The 15,982-nt window shown below is 65.6% G+C and carries 17 protein-coding genes; 4 read left to right on the forward strand and 13 right to left on the reverse strand.

The window, feature by feature from the left end:
• Positions 1 to 322: 322 nt before the first annotated feature.
• Complete coding sequence (gene ahcY, locus EKM57_RS10770; protein WP_243450993.1) at positions 323 to 1,735, reverse strand: adenosylhomocysteinase; 1,413 nt, start codon at positions 1,733 to 1,735, stop codon at positions 323 to 325.
• 124 nt (positions 1,736 to 1,859) lie between these two features.
• A complete protein-coding gene (locus tag EKM57_RS10775; protein ID WP_129792507.1) occupies positions 1,860 to 2,420 on the reverse strand; it encodes a YqgE/AlgH family protein in 561 nt (186 codons plus the stop codon).
• A gap of 173 nt (positions 2,421 to 2,593) precedes the next feature.
• Between EKM57_RS10775 and EKM57_RS10780 the strand changes: the two genes are divergently transcribed.
• Positions 2,594 to 3,076, forward strand: coding sequence for a peroxiredoxin (locus EKM57_RS10780; RefSeq protein WP_129792508.1), 483 nt, complete (start codon positions 2,594 to 2,596; stop codon positions 3,074 to 3,076).
• 283 nt (positions 3,077 to 3,359) lie between these two features.
• Here the strand turns inward: EKM57_RS10780 and EKM57_RS10785 are convergent, their stop codons facing one another.
• The 7 genes from EKM57_RS10785 to EKM57_RS10815 all read right to left on the reverse strand — a co-directional run bounded on the left by EKM57_RS10785 (position 3,360) and on the right by EKM57_RS10815 (position 9,026).
• On the reverse strand, positions 3,360 to 3,872 hold the full coding sequence (locus EKM57_RS10785; RefSeq protein ID WP_129792509.1) for a YbjN domain-containing protein: 513 nt from the start codon (positions 3,870 to 3,872) through the stop codon (positions 3,360 to 3,362).
• 175 nt (positions 3,873 to 4,047) lie between these two features.
• A complete protein-coding gene (locus EKM57_RS10790) occupies positions 4,048 to 5,907 on the reverse strand; it encodes a M2 family metallopeptidase (protein WP_129792510.1) in 1,860 nt (619 codons plus the stop codon).
• A 95-nt stretch (positions 5,908 to 6,002) separates the two neighbouring features.
• A complete protein-coding gene (locus EKM57_RS10795; RefSeq protein ID WP_129792511.1) occupies positions 6,003 to 6,767 on the reverse strand; it encodes an alpha/beta fold hydrolase in 765 nt (254 codons plus the stop codon).
• Complete coding sequence (locus tag EKM57_RS10800; RefSeq protein WP_129792512.1) at positions 6,748 to 7,191, reverse strand: GFA family protein; 444 nt, start codon at positions 7,189 to 7,191, stop codon at positions 6,748 to 6,750. Before EKM57_RS10800 ends, EKM57_RS10795 begins: the two co-directional genes overlap by 20 nt.
• Positions 7,192 to 7,361: 170 nt before the next feature.
• Positions 7,362 to 7,823: a DUF1465 family protein gene (locus tag EKM57_RS10805; RefSeq protein ID WP_129792513.1), complete on the reverse strand. Its 462-nt coding sequence runs from the start codon at positions 7,821 to 7,823 to the stop codon at positions 7,362 to 7,364.
• A 177-nt stretch (positions 7,824 to 8,000) separates the two neighbouring features.
• Positions 8,001 to 8,555: a tetratricopeptide repeat protein gene (locus EKM57_RS10810; protein ID WP_129792514.1), complete on the reverse strand. Its 555-nt coding sequence runs from the start codon at positions 8,553 to 8,555 to the stop codon at positions 8,001 to 8,003.
• A gap of 258 nt (positions 8,556 to 8,813) precedes the next feature.
• Entirely contained in the window at positions 8,814 to 9,026 is a 213-nt protein-coding gene (locus EKM57_RS10815; protein ID WP_129792515.1) for a YdcH family protein, read from the reverse strand.
• Positions 9,027 to 9,181: 155 nt separating this feature from the next.
• On the opposite strand from EKM57_RS10815, the gene EKM57_RS10820 reads away from it, so the two are divergent.
• On the forward strand, positions 9,182 to 9,337 hold the full coding sequence (locus tag EKM57_RS10820) for a DUF465 domain-containing protein (RefSeq protein ID WP_129792516.1): 156 nt from the start codon (positions 9,182 to 9,184) through the stop codon (positions 9,335 to 9,337).
• Between the two features lie 101 nt (positions 9,338 to 9,438).
• Here EKM57_RS10820 and dksA read toward each other — a convergent pair whose 3' ends face one another.
• The 3 genes from dksA to EKM57_RS10835 all read right to left on the reverse strand — a co-directional run bounded on the left by dksA (position 9,439) and on the right by EKM57_RS10835 (position 11,783).
• Positions 9,439 to 9,876 (reverse strand): RNA polymerase-binding protein DksA, encoded by a 438-nt coding sequence (dksA, locus tag EKM57_RS10825; protein ID WP_129792517.1) that lies wholly within the window; start codon positions 9,874 to 9,876, stop codon positions 9,439 to 9,441.
• Positions 9,877 to 10,430: 554 nt separating this feature from the next.
• Positions 10,431 to 11,165, reverse strand: coding sequence for a hypothetical protein (locus EKM57_RS21855; protein ID WP_165357344.1), 735 nt, complete (start codon positions 11,163 to 11,165; stop codon positions 10,431 to 10,433).
• 144 nt (positions 11,166 to 11,309) lie between these two features.
• Entirely contained in the window at positions 11,310 to 11,783 is a 474-nt protein-coding gene (locus EKM57_RS10835) for a host attachment family protein (protein WP_129792519.1), read from the reverse strand.
• Between the two features lie 102 nt (positions 11,784 to 11,885).
• On the opposite strand from EKM57_RS10835, the gene surE reads away from it, so the two are divergent.
• Both surE and EKM57_RS10845 read left to right on the forward strand, forming a co-directional pair.
• Positions 11,886 to 12,692 carry a 5'/3'-nucleotidase SurE gene (gene surE / locus EKM57_RS10840; protein WP_129792520.1) on the forward strand — a complete coding sequence of 269 codons (807 nt, stop codon included), beginning with the start codon at positions 11,886 to 11,888 and terminating at the stop codon, positions 12,690 to 12,692.
• Between the two features lie 11 nt (positions 12,693 to 12,703).
• Positions 12,704 to 13,774 carry a potassium channel family protein gene (locus EKM57_RS10845; RefSeq protein WP_129792521.1) on the forward strand — a complete coding sequence of 357 codons (1,071 nt, stop codon included), beginning with the start codon at positions 12,704 to 12,706 and terminating at the stop codon, positions 13,772 to 13,774.
• A 7-nt stretch (positions 13,775 to 13,781) separates the two neighbouring features.
• Here the strand turns inward: EKM57_RS10845 and EKM57_RS10850 are convergent, their stop codons facing one another.
• On the reverse strand, positions 13,782 to 15,977 hold the full coding sequence (locus EKM57_RS10850; RefSeq protein ID WP_129792522.1) for a penicillin acylase family protein: 2,196 nt from the start codon (positions 15,975 to 15,977) through the stop codon (positions 13,782 to 13,784).
• Positions 15,978 to 15,982 lie beyond the last annotated feature (5 nt).

Consider the following 15,982-nt stretch of genomic DNA (forward strand, 5'->3'; position numbering starts at 1 on the left):
AGCTGTGGATACCCCTTCCGTCTACGGACGGAGTCGCGCACGATCGCTCGCGCGCTAGACGCACACGAATGTTCGTTCGGAAGGATTGAACGCTGATTAGGGCCGTCCGGGCGCGAACAACCTACCGTATTTTCCGTAGGTGAGCCAAAGTTTCAAGCAATGTTGCATAGTTGCCACAGATGGCGATGCGCCGACTTGCCCCACCCGCCGCGGCCTGCGCGCAACAGGGAAGCCCTCCACTCGGCACGGAACGCGCGCCCGGAGCAGTAACAAAAATGCCCCCCCATTGGATGGGAGGGCATCTGTGACGACGATCGGGAGATCAGTAGCGGTAGTGATCCGGCTTGAACGGCCCCTCGACCGGCACGCCGATATAGTCGGCCTGGCGCTGGCTGAGCGTGGTCAGCTTCACGCCGAGCTTGTCGAGGTGGAGCGCGGCGACCTTCTCGTCGAGATGCTTGGGCAGGACATAGACGTCGTTCTTATACTCGCCCACGTTCGTCCAGAGCTCGATCTGCGCCAGCACCTGGTTGGTGAAGGACGAGCTCATCACGAAACTCGGATGGCCGGTGGCGCAGCCCAAGTTTACCAGCCGTCCCTTGGCGAGCACGATGATCTTCTTGCCGTCCGGGAATTCGACTTCGTCGACCTGCGGCTTGATCTCGGTCCATTTCATGTTCTGCAGACCGGTGATCTGAATCTCGCTGTCGAAGTGGCCGATGTTGCAGACGATCGCCATATTCTTCATCGCCCGCATGTGATCGACGGTGATGACGTCCATGTTGCCGGTAGCGGTGACGAAGATGTCGGCGCGGGTCGCCGCCTCCTCCATGGTCACCACCTCAAAACCCTCCATCGCCGCCTGGAGCGCGCAGATCGGGTCGATCTCGGTGACGATGACGCGCGCCCCGCCATTGCGGAGGCTCTGCGCCGAGCCCTTGCCGACGTCGCCGAACCCGGCCACGCACGCGATCTTGCCGGCGAGCATCACGTCGGTGGCGCGGCGGATCGCGTCGACCAAGCTCTCGCGGCAGCCGTAGAGATTGTCGAACTTGGACTTGGTGACGCTGTCGTTGACGTTGATCGCCGGGAAGGGAAGCTTGCCCTTCTTGCTCAGCTCGTAGAGCCGGTGAACGCCGGTCGTGGTCTCCTCGGAGACGCCGCGGATCGCCTGCACCGTCTTGGTCAGAAAGCCCGGCGATTGCTGGATGCGACGGCGGACGACGCGCTGGAAGACTTCTTCCTCCTCGTTCTCGGGAGCCGGGAATTCCTCGCCCGCTTCGATCCGCGCGCCCCAAAGGGCGAACATCGTGGCATCGCCGCCATCGTCCAGGATCAGGTTGCAGGTTTCGCCATTCCCCCAGTCGAAGATCCGGTCGACATAGTCCCAATATTCCTCGAGCGTCTCGCCTTTGATGGCGAACACCGGAACGCCGGACGCCGCGATGGCGGCGGCAGCATGATCCTGGGTCGAAAAGATGTTGCAGCTCGCCCAGCGCACTTCGGCGCCGAGTGCCGTCAGTGTCTCGATCAGCACCGCGGTCTGGATCGTCATGTGGAGCGAACCGGTGATACGCGCGCCGGCCAGCGGCTTGGCGGTGCCATATTCCGCGCGAAGCGCCATCAAGCCGGGCATCTCGGTCTCGGCGATCTCGATCTCCTTGCGGCCGAACTCGGCCAGGGAAAGGTCGCGGATCACATAATCACTGAACGTGGGCTGGGGCTGGGTCGCCAAGGAAGGTCTCCTGAAAGTGAAAAGCCGCCGGCCCATGGACCATGGCGGTCGTGAGGCTCACCTAGCGACGACGGTCGGCAAATGCAAATATAAAGATATCTTTATATCCGAATTCCCGAACCGTTCAGGCCGTTCCGGACTCGGCGGTCAGCAGCCGCGGGTCGATCCCGGCGCCCTTGAACGCGGCCGCCCAGCGCCCGGCAGTCTCGCATTCGTAGAGAAGGGATTCGTCGCCCGGCGTGACGAACCATCCGTGGCGACCCATCTCCTCCTCGAGCTGGCCGGGACCCCAGCCGGCATAGCCCAAAGCCGCAACCCAACGCGACGGCCCCTTCCCTTCCGCGATCGCCTTCAGCACGTCTAGCGTGGCCGAAAGCATCCAGCGCTTGCCTACCTGGACGCTCTCGCCGCCGCCCCAATCGGGCGAATGGAGGATGAATCCGCGCTGCGGCTCCACCGGCCCGCCATGATGGATCGGCAGGTTCGGCGCGCTTCCGGGATCGATTTCGAGTTGCTTCAGGAGGTCGTGGAAACCGAGGCGCGGGATCACCCGGCCGAGTCCGATCCCGAGCGCCCCTTCCTCGTCGTGGACGCACATGGCAATGACCGCTTTCTCGAACCGCGGATCGCCGATGCCCGGCATGGCGAGCAGGAACTGACCACTGAGAAACCTGGGAGAATCCATGAATGGGCCTATAGGCGCGCCGCACGGGGTACGACAGGGTTTTGCGACGGCGCGCCCTCCCCTTTGCGGGGAGCGACCCCGTTGCTAGAGCGACGCCGATCCGGAGAAGATCCGGACGCGAGCCATAGGGCGGCGGCGCTAGGCCGGTCCGCCCGCAAGCGATGGAGGAATGAATGACGATCAAGGCCGGTGAGAAGATTCCCCAGGCTACCCTCCTGAAGGCGACCCCCGAAGGCCCGCAGCCGGTCGATACCGATTCCTTCTTCGCCGGCCGGAAGGTCGCGCTTTTCTCGGTTCCCGGCGCCTTCACCCCAACCTGCTCCGCGCGTCACCTGCCCGGCTACGTCGAGCGGGCGGGGGATCTGAAGGGCAAGGGCATCGACGAGGTCGCCTGCGTGGCGGTGAACGACGCCTTTGTCATGCAGGCGTGGGGACAGCAGGCCGGCGCCGACGGCAAGGTGACGATGCTAGCGGACGGCAATGGCGATTTCGCAAAGGCGCTCGGCCTCACCATGGACGCATCGAAGTTTGGAATGGGCACGCGCGGCCAGCGCTGGTCGGCGATCGTCGAAGACGGCGTCGTGAGCGCACTCAATATCGAGGAACCGGGCGCGTTCAGCGTTTCCGGCGCGGAGCACCTGCTGGGTCAGCTTTAGGCCCGATGCGCCGTCCTGCCCCGGATGCGTGTCGCACCGGGCTGGTCTGGCGAAACCTTGCGGCATCCGATGCATTGAATCCGCCTTCCTTGCCGATGGAGAGCGGCCATGGCGGAGTGCATCGGTCCCGAGGACCAGATCGGACCTGGCGAATGGGATGCGCGCGAGGTCGCCCGGCGTCACCGTGATGGGTGTGGCCGGCCGTTGAGCCCGGTTATGAAGACCGCCGTCACGGCCCGGGAACTCGCCCGCGGCTCGCTTGCGCGCGAGCCGCGAAAATAGGTCAGCGGAGAACTTCCGCGGCAAATCGTTCCGACTGGTTCGCGAAGACCAGGAGATTGACCGCCAAATTGCCGCGAACGAAGCCGTAATCGGCCGTCAAATAGCGCTGCAGCGCCGGACGCCCGTCCGCGGTGAGGAAGGCGCGGGAGAAAGCGTAGCGGCGATTGAACTGCTGGATGCTTGCGGCGAGCTGCTCCGCCGAAATCTCGGCAGGCCGATTCCACACCGCCTGAATGCTGATCGCCTTGCACGCTCCCCCACCGGCCTCGCAGCTGCCGAACAGGATCGCCGCGCGACGGTTGTTGGGGAAAGTGACGGCGAGCGCCGGCCGGTCGGCCGTGCCGCGCCGCTCCGCCCGGGCGCCGATCTGGGCGAGCACCGTCTCCACCGTTGCATAGTTGAATGTCGGCAGCAGCTGACGGTTCTCCGGCGCCGCCGGATTCCATCGCGCCGGCACCGTCTGCGCCGCAGCCGGGGCGGCGACTAGCATCAGCACGGCGAGTGCGGCTCGCATTCTATCCTCCGAACTAGAGCGCTCCCCGAATCGGCGGGAACCGGCTTTGCGTCAGCGACGCGACAACAATTTGAACCCGGCCCGTTTCCCGACCGCCAGTCGATTTGGATCGGCCGGAACGCTCCGGAAGGCCCGGGGCACTGCCCGGGCCCGCCTGTACCGGCGATTTACCGGCTCACCAGCCGCATTGCTGACCCTGGTTCTGCTCGCGCAGCCAGCCGAGCAGCGGCCGGAAATATTCGATCATCGGCTCGGCCGACATTTCGCGCGTGCCGGTGAACGCCTCCAGCGCCTCCGGCCAGGGCTGGGATGCGCCCATCGCCAGCATCTCGTTGAGCCGTCGCCCGACTTCGCGATTGCCGTAGAAGGAACAGCGATGAAGCGGCCCCTGCCAGCCGGCAATGTCGCACGCCGCCTTGTAGAACTGGAACTGGAGTATCCGGGCCAGGAAATAGCGGGTGTAGGGGACGCTGGCCGGCACGTGATATTTGGCCCCTGCGTCGAAATGCTGCTCGGTGCGCTCCACGGGCGGGACCACGCCCTGATATTCGAGCCGCATCCGGTCCCACGCGGCCTGGTAGTCCCCGGGCTGGATCTCGCCGGAGAAGATGCCCCAGCGATAGCGGTCGATCAGAAGCCCGAACGGAAGAAAGGCGATCTTGTCGAGTGCCTGGCGCAGCAGCAGTGCGCGATCCTGCTCCTCGTTCGGCAACTGGTTCTGCTGGAGCAGGCCGATCTGGACCAGATATTCGGGGGTGACCGACAGGGCGATCATGTCGCCGATCGCCTCGTGAAAGCCGTCGTTCGCGCTGTCCATGAAAAGCAAAGGCTGCTGGTTGTAGGCGCGTTGGTAATAATTGTGGCCCAACTCGTGATGGACGGTGACGAAATCGTCCGCATTCACCCGGGTGCACATCTTGATCCGCAGATCCTCGGCATTGTCGAGAGTCCATGCTGAGGCATGGCAGATCACCTCCCGGTCGCGCGGCTGGGTGATCATCGATCGTTCCCAGAACGTTTCCGGGAGAGGCGCGAAACCGAGCGAGCTGAAGAAGGTCTCGCCCTGGCGGACGATCCGCTCTGGCGTGTATTCGGCCTGCTCGAGCAGCTGAGTGAGATCGTAGGGAGCCGCCGCCGAGCCGCCGGACGCAACGACCGGGTAGATGTTACCCCACTCCTGGGCCCAGAGATTGCCGAGCAGGTCCGCTCTGATCGGGCCGGTTGCCGGCTGGACCTCATCTCCATATTGCCGGTTGAGGCCGGCGCGGGAGAAGCAGTGAATCTCCTCGTAGAGCGGCCGGACCTCGTTCCACAGACGCTCGGTGAGCGCAGCGAACTCCTCGGGGCTCATGTCATATTTCGACCGCCACATTGCGCCCGTGTCGGCAAAGCCGAGCTCCTGCGCGCCGGCGTTGGCGATCTCGACCAGGCGGGCAAATTGCGGACGCATCGGCGCACCGACATTGTCGTGCCAGCTGGTCCACATCTCCGCCAAATCCTCGGGATCGCGGACCGTTCCCATCCGCGTTTCGATCTCGTTGCCGGTCAGCGCCTCGCCGTTCATCGTGCCGCGGCCGCGGCCATATTGGGACGTCAGGTCGGTCGAGATCCGGTTCAGCTCCGCGGCAGCCCCCTCCGTGGTCGGTGCCGGCAAGGTGAGGCCACTGCGCAAGATGTTAAGCTTGCGCTCGGTTTCGGCACTGACGCCGGGCACGTCTTGGTACCGAGCCGCCTCGGTCGCGAGACGAACGCCCATCCGGGTGCCGATCGTCCCGAAATGGGCGGCGAGCGCATCGGTATCGACGGTGATGTGGGTCGCGTTCACCCACTGGGCGCGAGCGCTGATGACCGAGAATTCGGCAAGCTCGCGCTCGGCCCGCTGGACGAAGGCCTCGGCCTCGGCCGCGGTCGGCGCTCCCTGTTTTTCTGCTGCCGGCGGCGCCTTGTCCTGCCCGGTCTGGGCGGATGCTGCGGCGCAGCCGACCGCGACGCAGGCGGAGAATGCAAGGGCGAGCCGGGAGACGCTGCTGTTCATGGAGACATCCTCGTCGGTTTTTCTCTGAATGGCGTCGCTGATGCGCCCGCGGGCGCCGAGCGGTCAAGGGTCTGCGGGCCCGATTCTGGCTGCTCTCAGGCCGCGAGGAAGTCCGCGATCGCGCGTCCCAGGTCCGGCTTGGTCACGGCGCTCATATGCGTGCCGGGCACCTCGACATAGCCGCCGTACGGCAGCTGGCCGGCGAGCGCCTCGGCCGAACCGTTGTCATCGTCATCGGCGCCCGAAACGATCAGGGTCGGGGTTCGGATCGCACGCAGCTCCGCCTCGCCCGTGTCGACAAAGCTGTCGAGCAGCGGCAGCAAGGCGGCGGGATCGCCGCCGGTCGTCTTCAGGAAGGCTTCGGCCATCCATTCGGGCGAGCCGCGCTCATGGGTGCCCAGCCCGCGCAAAATCTGCTTGAAATGCGCCGAGCGCGGACCGGTGGCCAGCAGTCCCTCGAGCCCCATTCCGGCGATCACCAGGCGCCTCGGCCGCGCGCCGCGAACGACCATTCGCACGGCGGTTCGCCCACCCAGCGAATAGCCGCCGAGGTCGTAGTCCCGGAGGCGGAGATGGGCGATCAGCGCCAGCCCATCCTGGGCCAGCACGTCCGGCGGGTAGCAGGAGGGATCGTGCGGCTTTGTGCTGGTGCCGTGCGCGCGCAGGTCCGGCAGGACCATCCGAAAGCCGCGCGACGCGATCGCCTCGGCATGGCCGTAGCGCAGCCAATTGGTCTGGGCATCGGAAAAGAGGCCATGCAGGAGCACGACCGGCCGGGCATCCGCCGCACCCAGTTCGTGCCAGGCCAGCTCGATTCCGTCGGGCGCGAGGAAAGTCTTTCTAATCGGGGAGCTTGCCAACCTTTTCCATCCATCTGTCTACCACCGGCTGATACGCTTCGGTGCGAGATTCCGGCAGGCCGTCGGTGTTGATCCACGCCTTGTGCATGCTCTCGACGCCGAAATGTTGTCTCGGCCGGTAAGGCCGGGGGTCGTCGAACGAGCCGACGGTCAGGTCCATATTCTCGCTGTCCGGATAAGCAAAGCCGAGCGAGGTGCCGCAGGTGCGGCAGAATGGCCGCTGCGCAATCGGCGAGGACGGATACCAGTCCGGTTCTTCTTCCCAGACAATATCTTCCTTCCTTACGCTCTTGAAGGGGACCGAAACTCCGCCGGTAGCGCGCTGACACATTCGGCAGTGGCACAGATAGGCGTCGCTATCGGCGACCGTCACCCGATAGCGAATGCGGCCGCAGGCGCAGCCGCCGGAAACCTGCTTGACCACGGGCTCTCCTCCTCGTTGGCGCGTCTCACCCCCGAGAACGTCGCCCGACGCGGCCGGTGCCATGCCCTTCGGCACACCTCGCCTCATCGCTCCCACCAGGCGAAGGCGCGCCAGGACCCGCGCATCCGGAGCGCGAACGGATTTCCGCCCCTAGGGCATCGTCTCGAGGATCAGAGTGAGCGCTCCAGGCGGCTCAACAGGCTTCGCGCTGGGCTGCCCGACCGGACGGCGCCGAAGGTCCCTTCGTCGAGCCGGCCCACCCGCTCGTACAGTTCCTCGGTGGCGCGGATGAGGTCGGCCGCTGCCGCGGGCAAGCGCGGCAGGAGCTGCTCGTCGGTCTGGGGCGGCGGACCGAGACGCCGGTCGGCTTCGCCGGCCTGGGCGCGGCTCAGTTCGCCGGCCGCCACTGCTCGCTGGGTCAGAAGCCAAGCGATGATGTGCATGAGCCGGGTGGTGACCTTCAGCGACTCGCAGGAAAAACCGACCCGGTCGACCGGTGCCAGCGTCAAACGGTCGTCCCGGGCCGCGCGGTCGAAATAGGACCGCGCCTCGTCAGCGAGCAGCATCGCCTCGATGTAGAGCGAATCGACCAGCTTGGGAGTCAGCTCCGCGCGGAGGTCGGGGTCGGGCATGCCCCAACCTGCCACAGCCGGCGGCGATCGGAAACGCAAAAGCAACGGCGGCGGGCTTTGCGCGCAAGGCGTCCCCTTACGGGGCGGTCGCTTCGGTGAGGCCTGCCAGCGGCCTGGCCCGCTGCGGTCGAACGCCCCGGCCGGGCGTCGAAACGCGCCGGCCGGGGCTCGGGGAAGTCAGCCGCGGACGCTGAAGCGGCTCAGCGCCTGTTCCGCAGGCGCCCAGCCTGGGCGCAGTTCCTGCGCGCGCCGGTAATCGTGATACGCTTGGGCATCCCGACCTGCGAGCTCATGGGCGACGGCGCGTCCATAATAGCCGACCCATGGACGCTGCGGCCCGCCATTCAGGCCTTCCTCGATGAGCGCCATGGAGGGGCCGATATCCGCTCCACCGGCCAGCATCGTGATTCCCTTGTTGATCAGAGCGTCCGGTTGATCGGGATCCATCGCGAGCGCGGCGTCGAAATCGGCAAGCGCGCCGCTCGTATCCTCCAATCTGAAGCGGATGACGCCGCGATTGATATGTGTCGCCATCCGGTCGTGCGTGCTGAGCTCGGCATTCAGTGCCGCGGCGCAGGCCGGAAGGGCGTCCGGGCGTCGGAGATCAGAGTCGGCGGCGCGAAAGCAGGTGAGCGCATCCGAATTTGCGCCGATGATCGTCACGCTCTGGGCCTGAGCGCCCGCGGCGACAAGGAAAGACGAGCCGAGGATCAAGAGTGTCCGCACAATCATGTCGACCTCCATCGGGACGGAAATGCCACCTGCGCACCATACGCCTTTGACCGTCCTGCTGCGGACCTTTTCGACAGACGGCACGTATCAGTCTGCGAACGGCCTGATTTCTGCGGGCGAACGTCGGCTGCGGTCCTGATGGATGCGGACTGCATGCCGTTGCGGCCGACCTTTCCTCGTCCGCGCTTCCAGTTCGCATGCCGGATACCGCCTTCCTTCGCGGGAGGCGCTGCGGAATGATTTGGTAAGGGCTCGGCTTCAGGCGATGATGTCCGGAACCGTCATGTCCTCGAGGATCGCGATCTCATCCTTGAGCCGGAGCTTGCGTTTTTTCAGGCGCGCGAGTTGAAGCTGGTCGGGCGCGGCCATGCTTCGAAGCGCGTCGATCGCAACGTCGAGGTCCCTATGCTCCATCCGAAGGACCGCGAGTCGCGAAGCGGGATCCTGACCGGCCGAGTCATTCCTCTCCATGGGGTTGCTCTCGCTCCTCATCTGGTGATGAATGATGCAATTGATAGACCGTCAACCGCTTGTCGTACATATTGGTTGGGTTGTCGGAACCGAGGAGACAAGCGGCCGACAGCAGCGTTTAGATACCGGTTGATTAGGCGAAGAAGGAGAAGGGTATGCATCAGGCGCACGTGTCGGCTCTTGAGGCCAAGCATGCGGGACTCGAAGCCCGGATCAACGAAGAAACTCAGCGCCCAATGCCCGACATGGCGACGCTCAATCGTCTCAAGAAACAGAAGCTGAAGTTGAAAGAGGAGATTGCCGGCCTCTAGGCCGCACGCGCCCGGTCGGGCGCCAGGTCGGGATCGCAAGAGTCCGACGGGAGAGCCGCCCTTATAGAGAGCGGCTCTCTCTCGTTCACAGGCCAGGGATCCTAGTCGTCGCGGGAAATCCGCTCGTTGCGCTCGTGCCGCTCCTGCGCTTCGACCGTCATCGTTGCAATGGGTCGGGCTTCGAGCCGAGCCAGCGAAATCGGCTCACCGCTGACTTCGCAGAAGCCATATTCACCGGTCTCGATCCGCCGCAGCGCCGCATCGATCTTCGCAATCAGCTTGCGTTGGCGGTCGCGGGTTCGAAGATGGATTCCCCAATCTGTTTCGGTTGATGCCCGGTCCGTGAGATCGGCTTCCTGAAGCGGTCCGTTGGCGAGCGCCGCCATCGTCTCACGGGATTCCTTGAGAATCTCGTCCTTCCAGCCGAGGAGCTTGGCCCTGAAATAAGCCAGCTGCTCGTTGTTCATGAACTCTTCGTTGGCGCTGGGCCGATAGCCCTCGAATTGCGGATTCAACGCGTCACTGTGAGCCGTTGCCATACCCCTCCACTCCTCATCTCCCGGAAAAAACCAGGCGAACGGGGGCGGAAGCGTCCTGTCCCGAAATCTTTAGCCTCCCGCCCCAGTGGGCCTATAACGGCGGGCGGCGTCAAGCACAAGTCACTCAAACAGAGCGAAAATCCGCCCCGACTCCAGAGGGATGCGCAGCCGACCGGAGCGGCCGCCTCGCCGCTTCCCCATCGAGTGACGACTCGGGCGAATCGCGTGCGCCGGTCCCGGATATTTACCACGGCCCCTTCAAATCCCCGGGCCTGCATCATTCACTCTCCCCGCAACCCTGTTCTGTAATGGGACGGAAGGCGCGTCGGAGGCCGTGAATCGGGGGTTTAGGCGGTCCAAAACGGTTAACGCCCTTGCGCCTAAACCGATCGTTTGCATCTGCTCCCTACACCAAACCGGCTGACGGATACTGGTTCGGAACCAGATCCATCTTCAGCCGGAAAAGAACGGGGTGCTGGTATGTCGGTAAGGATGGCTTTGGCGAAACTTTGCGCCTGCACTTGCGGAGGCGCGATCATCGGCGGAGGCGCCGTTCACGTGGCGGAAAACCCGCCACCCCGGCCTGCCGTCATCAGCCAGGCGAAGGCCAAGGTGCGCCCCGCCCAGCGTGCATCGGCACAGCGGGTCGTGCGCCGTACCGTGCGCCGCGTCGCCTGCCCGGCGCCGACGCCCGCCGTCACAACCCGTACGATCGTCCCCCCGATGTTCGTGCCCCCACCCCCGCCGCCTCCGGTGGCGGTGGCAAGCAGTGGCGGTGGCGGCGTGCCGGTCGTCATCGGCGGCAGCAGCGGGGGCTTCGGATTCGGCGGCGGCTTCTTTAGCGGCGGCTTCTTCGGCGGCAGCTCGAGCGGCGGCAACACGACGATCACGGTGTCGACGTCGGCCGGCTCCACCTCGACGTCCACCGGCGGCGTTTCCACGTCGACCGGCGGCAGCTCGACTTCCACCGGGGGAAGCTCCACCTCGACCGGCGGCAGCTCGACCTCCACCGGCGGCAGCTCCACGTCGACGTCGACGGGCGGAAGCTCGACATCTACAGGCGGCAGTTCGACCTCCACGTCGACCGGCGGCAGCTCCACCTCGACCTCGACAGGCGGCAGCTCGACCTCCACGTCCAGCAGCAGCTTCGGCGGGACGAGCACCTCGACTTCCTCGAGCACGAGCACGAGCTCGAGTACGAGCACCAGTTCGAGTACGAGTTCCTCGACTTCGAGCGGTGGGTCAACTTCGAGCTCGACTGGCGGCGTTCCGGTCCCCGCTCCGCCCATGATCCTGCTGTTCGGCGCGGCCGCCGCAGCCCTGGTCGCACGCCGGCGGCTCGCTCGCCGACCCGCCTGAGCGCCCGCCGCGAGGATCGACGGCAAGGCCCCGCCCAACCCAAAAACGGCGGGGCCTCGACCACCGGCCCTGAACTACTGCGCCTGTAGGATCCGCTCGATCTCCTCGACCGGCATGTTGGTGAGGTCCTTCGGCACTTCGGCGGCGAGCCTCTTCTCTACCTCTTTGTGGTAGTGCTTGCGCAGCTCGCCGAGCGTCTTGGGCGGCGCCACCACGACGAGCGACTCGAAATCGTTACGCAGCGCTCGCTCCTTCAGCAGCTCGGCTGCCTCGGCGGCGAAGCGGTCTTCCTCGAGCTGGTGGAAATCGGTCTCGGAATAAGCGCTGCGATGGTTCGCTCCGGGCGAGCCCAGGCCGGCGCGCGGCGAACCTGCGCTGGCGAAGGCCCGGCCCGGCTGGTCGGTCCCCTGCTCATGATCCTTCGGATTGTCGTCGACTCGCTTGCGCTCCACCTCCAGGTTCGGAAACTCGCCGTCCCCTTCGTTGCGGAAGAACAGCATCTTCCTACCGTCGGCGACGAGAACGCAGCTATTGTGCGGTACCCGCATTCGTTCCTCCTTCTCTGTCGACCGGTCAACGCGGCAGCGGAACGGATGTTGCCGGCTTCGGCTTGCCTCGAAAAAGCCCACGGTCCATAGCCTCGCGGAACGATGCGTATCCTGCTCACCAACGATGACGGCGTGAACGCGACCGGCCTCAAGGTGCTGGAGAAGATCGCCCGCAAATTCTCCGACGATATCTGGGTGGTCGCTCCGACCGAGGAGCAATCCGGCGCAGGGCATTCGCTGACCCTCACCGTACCGCTGCGTTTGCGAAAACTGGGCGACCAACGCTTCTGCGTCACCGGAACGCCCACCGATTCCGTGATGATGGCGATCTCCTGGATCATGAAGGAATCGCCGCCGGACCTCATCCTGTCGGGCGTCAACCGCGGCGCCAATCTCGGCGAGGACGTCACCTATTCCGGCACCGTCTCCGCGGCGATGGAAGGCGCGCTTGCGGGGATCCCCTCGATCGCGTTGAGCCAGAGCTTTGCGCGGGAGGGCCAGGGCGACACCGTCGACGACGCCCCGGCGCGACTACCGGGCGAAGGCGCGGCCCCCTTCGCCGCCGCCGAAGCCTGGGCGGACGAGGTGCTGCGCCCGCTGATAGGCGAGCCGATGCCGCCGCACAGCCTCGTCAACGTCAATTTCCCGGCAATTCGGCCGCAAGAGATTCGTGGCATCCGCGTGGTCCGCCAGGGTATTCGCGATTATGGCCGGCTGCGCATCGTCGAGCGGAAGGACCCGCGCGGCTACGCCTATTTCTGGTTCGGACTGCGACCGGTGATGCATACGCCCGGGCACACCACGGATCTCGAGGCGATCGCCGACGGCTATGTCTCGGTCACGCCTCTGCACCTCGACCTCACCCATGAACGCTCGCTCGGCGAGCTGGCCGCACGCTACCAGCCGTGAAACCCCGCCCCATGGGCCCCGACATGCTCACGTTGCGGCGGAAGCCCCGGACTTCGGCCTGGATCCAGCTGGGCTGGCGGGTCGGCCTCGTGATCGGCCTCCTCGTCTTCGTGATCGCGGTACACTGGCTGGAGCGAGACGGTCTGCGCGACAATCTCGACGGCCACGTCTCATTCAGCGACGTCATCTACTTCACGATGGTCAGCGTCACGACCACCGGCTACGGCGACGTCGTCCCGATCACCGCCGGCACACGTATCTTCGACGCGCTCGTGGTGACACCGATCCGCATCTTCTTCATTCTGATCTTCCTCGGCACGGCCTATCAGTTCGTGCTGCGGCGAACCTGGGACAGATGGCTCATGGCACGAATCCAGAATCGACTGCGCGACCATGTCGTCGTCGCCGGCTACGGCACCAGCGGGTCCGAGGCGGTGAGCGAGCTTATCGCGCGCGGGACCGACCCGTCGTGCATCGTCGTCATCGATCCCGATGCCGAGGCGCTGGAATCGGCCGAATCCCTGGGGTGCGCGGTGATGCAGGCCGATGCGACTCGGGACAAGACGCTGGAGGCCGTGAGGATCGTCGAGGCTCGGGTGCTGATGATCTCGGCCGGCCGCGACGACACCTCAATCCTGATCTGTCTCACCGCGCGGCACCTCGCGCCGAATTTGCGGATCAGCGTTGCGGTGCGTGCCGAAGACAATGAGCTGCTCGCTCGCCAGGCCGGGGCTACGACGGTGATCAATCCGGTCAGCTTTACCGGACTGCTGCTCGCCGGATCGGCCCACGGACCCAATATTTCGGATTATATTGCCGACCTCGCCTCGACCCACGGCCGTGTCAGACTGTCGGAGCGCGAGGCCCGGCCCGAGGAGCTGGGCAAGCCTCTCGCCTCAATCGCCACGGGCATGGGGGTGCGCGTCTATCGAGATGGGCAACCGATTGGCTTTTGGGAGCGCGAGTGTGAGACGCTGAAGGCCGGAGACCGCATCATCGAGATCGTTCCCAGCTTGCCGCGCGAGGCGGACCTGCCGACAGCAGCCGGCCACGCCAACTTCACCGCTCCATCACGGGACTGAAGGCGGCTCAATCCCCAGGCCGGTAGGTCCTCTCGACGTGACCGGCGAGTTGCTCGGGATGGAAATAGACCTCGCGAAGATTGCCGGTGGCGTAGCGCTCCGCCTGGTCGTTGAAATGAGGCGAGGCGGGGTCGCCGTTCTCGCCGCCGGCCGTGACGGCGAGCGCCCGCACCTGGTCGCCAAACTCGACCACGGCGACGAAGCTGTTGCCGCTCGTGCCGTACCAGCGCCGGGTGCCGGGATAGGGGCGAGCCCCGAACGAGGCGAGCGTACCCCAGCGCGCCGAGGGAAAACCGACGGGAATGCTTGGTGCCGAGTCTGAGAATGGCTGGACAATGGCGCCGGTTAGACGCTGGAACCGGTTGATCTCGCCCCAGGCCGTACGCCAACTGCCGAATTCGCGGTCGAGGCGGTCCGAAGCGGCGGCGAGTGCCGCCAGCTGTTCGTCCGCCGGCAATCGCGCCATCGCCTCATAGCTGGTCATTCCGGGACCCCAGACTCCGCCGGAGGCGCGCTCGAGCATCTCGGTCGCCCAGAATATCGCAAGAGAGGTCTCGACCGAATCGACACCCCAGCGCTGCGGCCAGGCACGCAGCAGGGCGATCTGGTCGGCGAGCCGGCGCTTGAGCGCATTCGATTGCGGCGCCTCGTCCCACGCCCGCACAAGCGGCGGGATGAGCGTTTCGAAGGCGGGCAGCCACTCATTGAAGGCGGCGGCGCGCAAGGATTCGAGGGTGAAGCCGCGCGCTCCACCGAGCAGCTCGAGGGCGTGCAGCCCGCGCGGATTCTCGCCGAACATGTCCATGTAGCGAGGGAAGTCCTCGCGCCTCGGGCTGTTCGGCCCGGCCGCGCTAAAGGGCCAGTTGTTGGTGTTCTGAATCCAGCCGTTGTGCGGATTGAGCAGGCGCGGCGCCTCGTCGAGCGCATGCAGATCCCCCCAATCGGTCGCCGGGTCGCTACCGTCGACGGGCGAGGTATAGTCGAAGCGATCATCGCGTCGCGGGATGAACTGCGGATGGAGATAGGCGATATTGCCTTCGGCATCGGCGAAGATGGTGTTGTTCGAGCTGTTCGCCTTCAGCTCCATCACCTCCATGAAGGACTGGAAGTCTCGCGCCTTGGTGCGAAGGAAGGACTGGCTGAGTGCCTCTACCGGGCGGTGCATCAAGGCGATGCTCACCCACCGCCCGCCCTCGCTCCGGACGATCGGACCGTGGTGGGTGCGATAGACCTCGAACCGCCGTTCGGCGATCGTGCCGTCGCCGGTGCGGTAGCGCACGGTAACGGGGGAAACCGTGACCGGACGCTCCTCGCTCCCGTAACGGTAGAAAAGCCGGTCGTCGCGGCGGACGATCGTTTCCAGAAATTCATCGACGACGTCGACGCCGCTCGACGTGTGCATCCAGCCCGCCCGGTCGTTGAAGCCTTGATAGATGAAGAACTGGCCCCAGGTGGCCGCGCCATAGGCGTTCAGCCCCTCCTCGCTCGTCATCTGCAGCTCGGAGCGGAAGAAGAAGCTGGTATGCGGATTGATGAGCAGCAGGGCGTGGCCATCGCGCGTGTTCGCGGGTGCGATGGCGAAGCCGTTCGACCCCGACGGCTCGAGCTCCCTTGCGGGCGGAGCCGCGGACAGAGCGGCGCTGCGCCGGCCGACATCCCCGTAAAACGCCTCGAGCGCCGGTAGTGAGATCCGCTCGATGTCGCCGCCGATGCTGCCTTCCGTAAAGCTGAGCGCCATCCACGGCTCGAACCGGTCGATCACGCGCGGTCGCACCTCGGGATGCCTGCGGAGATAGAAATTGAGCGCATCGGCCCACGCCGTCATCAGGCTCTGCAGCCATTCGGGGCTGGCGGCATAGCGCGCTTGCAGGTCCTCCGGCTGGATGAACAGCTTCATCCTGAGATCCTGCCAGATCGCGCCCTCGCCCTCGGCCTCGGCGAGGCGTCCGAGCGCGACGAGATAGTTGGTCTCGATCCGGTTGAAGTCGTCCTCCGCCTGGGCATAGACCATTCCGAACACCGCGTCGGCGTCGGTCCGGCCGCGGACATGGGCAATGCCCCAATCGTCGCGCGTGATGGTGACCGCCTGGGCATGGCGCTGCCAGCGCGACACCTCGTCCGCATCGGCGTACGCCGCCGTCGCCGGAAGCCCCGTGAGCAGCAGAAGGAGAAGTAATGCGGGCAGCGTGGCGATCGTCTTCATCGCCG

Origin of the sequence: Sphingosinicella sp. CPCC 101087, assembly GCF_004151485.1 — a bacterium.
In the GTDB taxonomy this organism is placed as follows: Bacteria; Pseudomonadota; Alphaproteobacteria; order Sphingomonadales; family Sphingomonadaceae; genus Allosphingosinicella.

What these genes read in the sequence shown, in the direction of transcription:
- EKM57_RS10805 (WP_129792513.1), bottom strand. Translation starts at nt 7,823, where the DNA reads ATGCCCGACCCCGACCTCCGCGCGGAGCTGACTCCCAAGCTGGTCGAT.
- EKM57_RS10780 (WP_129792508.1), top strand. Translation starts at nt 2,594, where the DNA reads ATGACGATCAAGGCCGGTGAGAAGATTCCCCAGGCTACCCTCCTGAAG.
- EKM57_RS10775 (WP_129792507.1), bottom strand. Translation starts at nt 2,420, where the DNA reads ATGGATTCTCCCAGGTTTCTCAGTGGTCAGTTCCTGCTCGCCATGCCG.
- EKM57_RS10815 (WP_129792515.1), bottom strand. Translation starts at nt 9,026, where the DNA reads ATGGAGAGGAATGACTCGGCCGGTCAGGATCCCGCTTCGCGACTCGCG.
- EKM57_RS10835 (WP_129792519.1), bottom strand. Translation starts at nt 11,783, where the DNA reads ATGCGGGTACCGCACAATAGCTGCGTTCTCGTCGCCGACGGTAGGAAG.
- EKM57_RS10850 (WP_129792522.1), bottom strand. Translation starts at nt 15,977, where the DNA reads ATGAAGACGATCGCCACGCTGCCCGCATTACTTCTCCTTCTGCTGCTC.
- EKM57_RS21855 (WP_165357344.1), bottom strand. Translation starts at nt 11,165, where the DNA reads ATGGGCGGAGCGGGGACCGGAACGCCGCCAGTCGAGCTCGAAGTTGAC.
- EKM57_RS10845 (WP_129792521.1), top strand. Translation starts at nt 12,704, where the DNA reads ATGGGCCCCGACATGCTCACGTTGCGGCGGAAGCCCCGGACTTCGGCC.
- EKM57_RS10785 (WP_129792509.1), bottom strand. Translation starts at nt 3,872, where the DNA reads ATGCGAGCCGCACTCGCCGTGCTGATGCTAGTCGCCGCCCCGGCTGCG.
- EKM57_RS10790 (WP_129792510.1), bottom strand. Translation starts at nt 5,907, where the DNA reads ATGAACAGCAGCGTCTCCCGGCTCGCCCTTGCATTCTCCGCCTGCGTC.
- EKM57_RS10810 (WP_129792514.1), bottom strand. Translation starts at nt 8,555, where the DNA reads ATGATTGTGCGGACACTCTTGATCCTCGGCTCGTCTTTCCTTGTCGCC.
- EKM57_RS10820 (WP_129792516.1), top strand. Translation starts at nt 9,182, where the DNA reads ATGCATCAGGCGCACGTGTCGGCTCTTGAGGCCAAGCATGCGGGACTC.
- surE (WP_129792520.1), top strand. Translation starts at nt 11,886, where the DNA reads ATGCGTATCCTGCTCACCAACGATGACGGCGTGAACGCGACCGGCCTC.
- dksA (WP_129792517.1), bottom strand. Translation starts at nt 9,876, where the DNA reads ATGGCAACGGCTCACAGTGACGCGTTGAATCCGCAATTCGAGGGCTAT.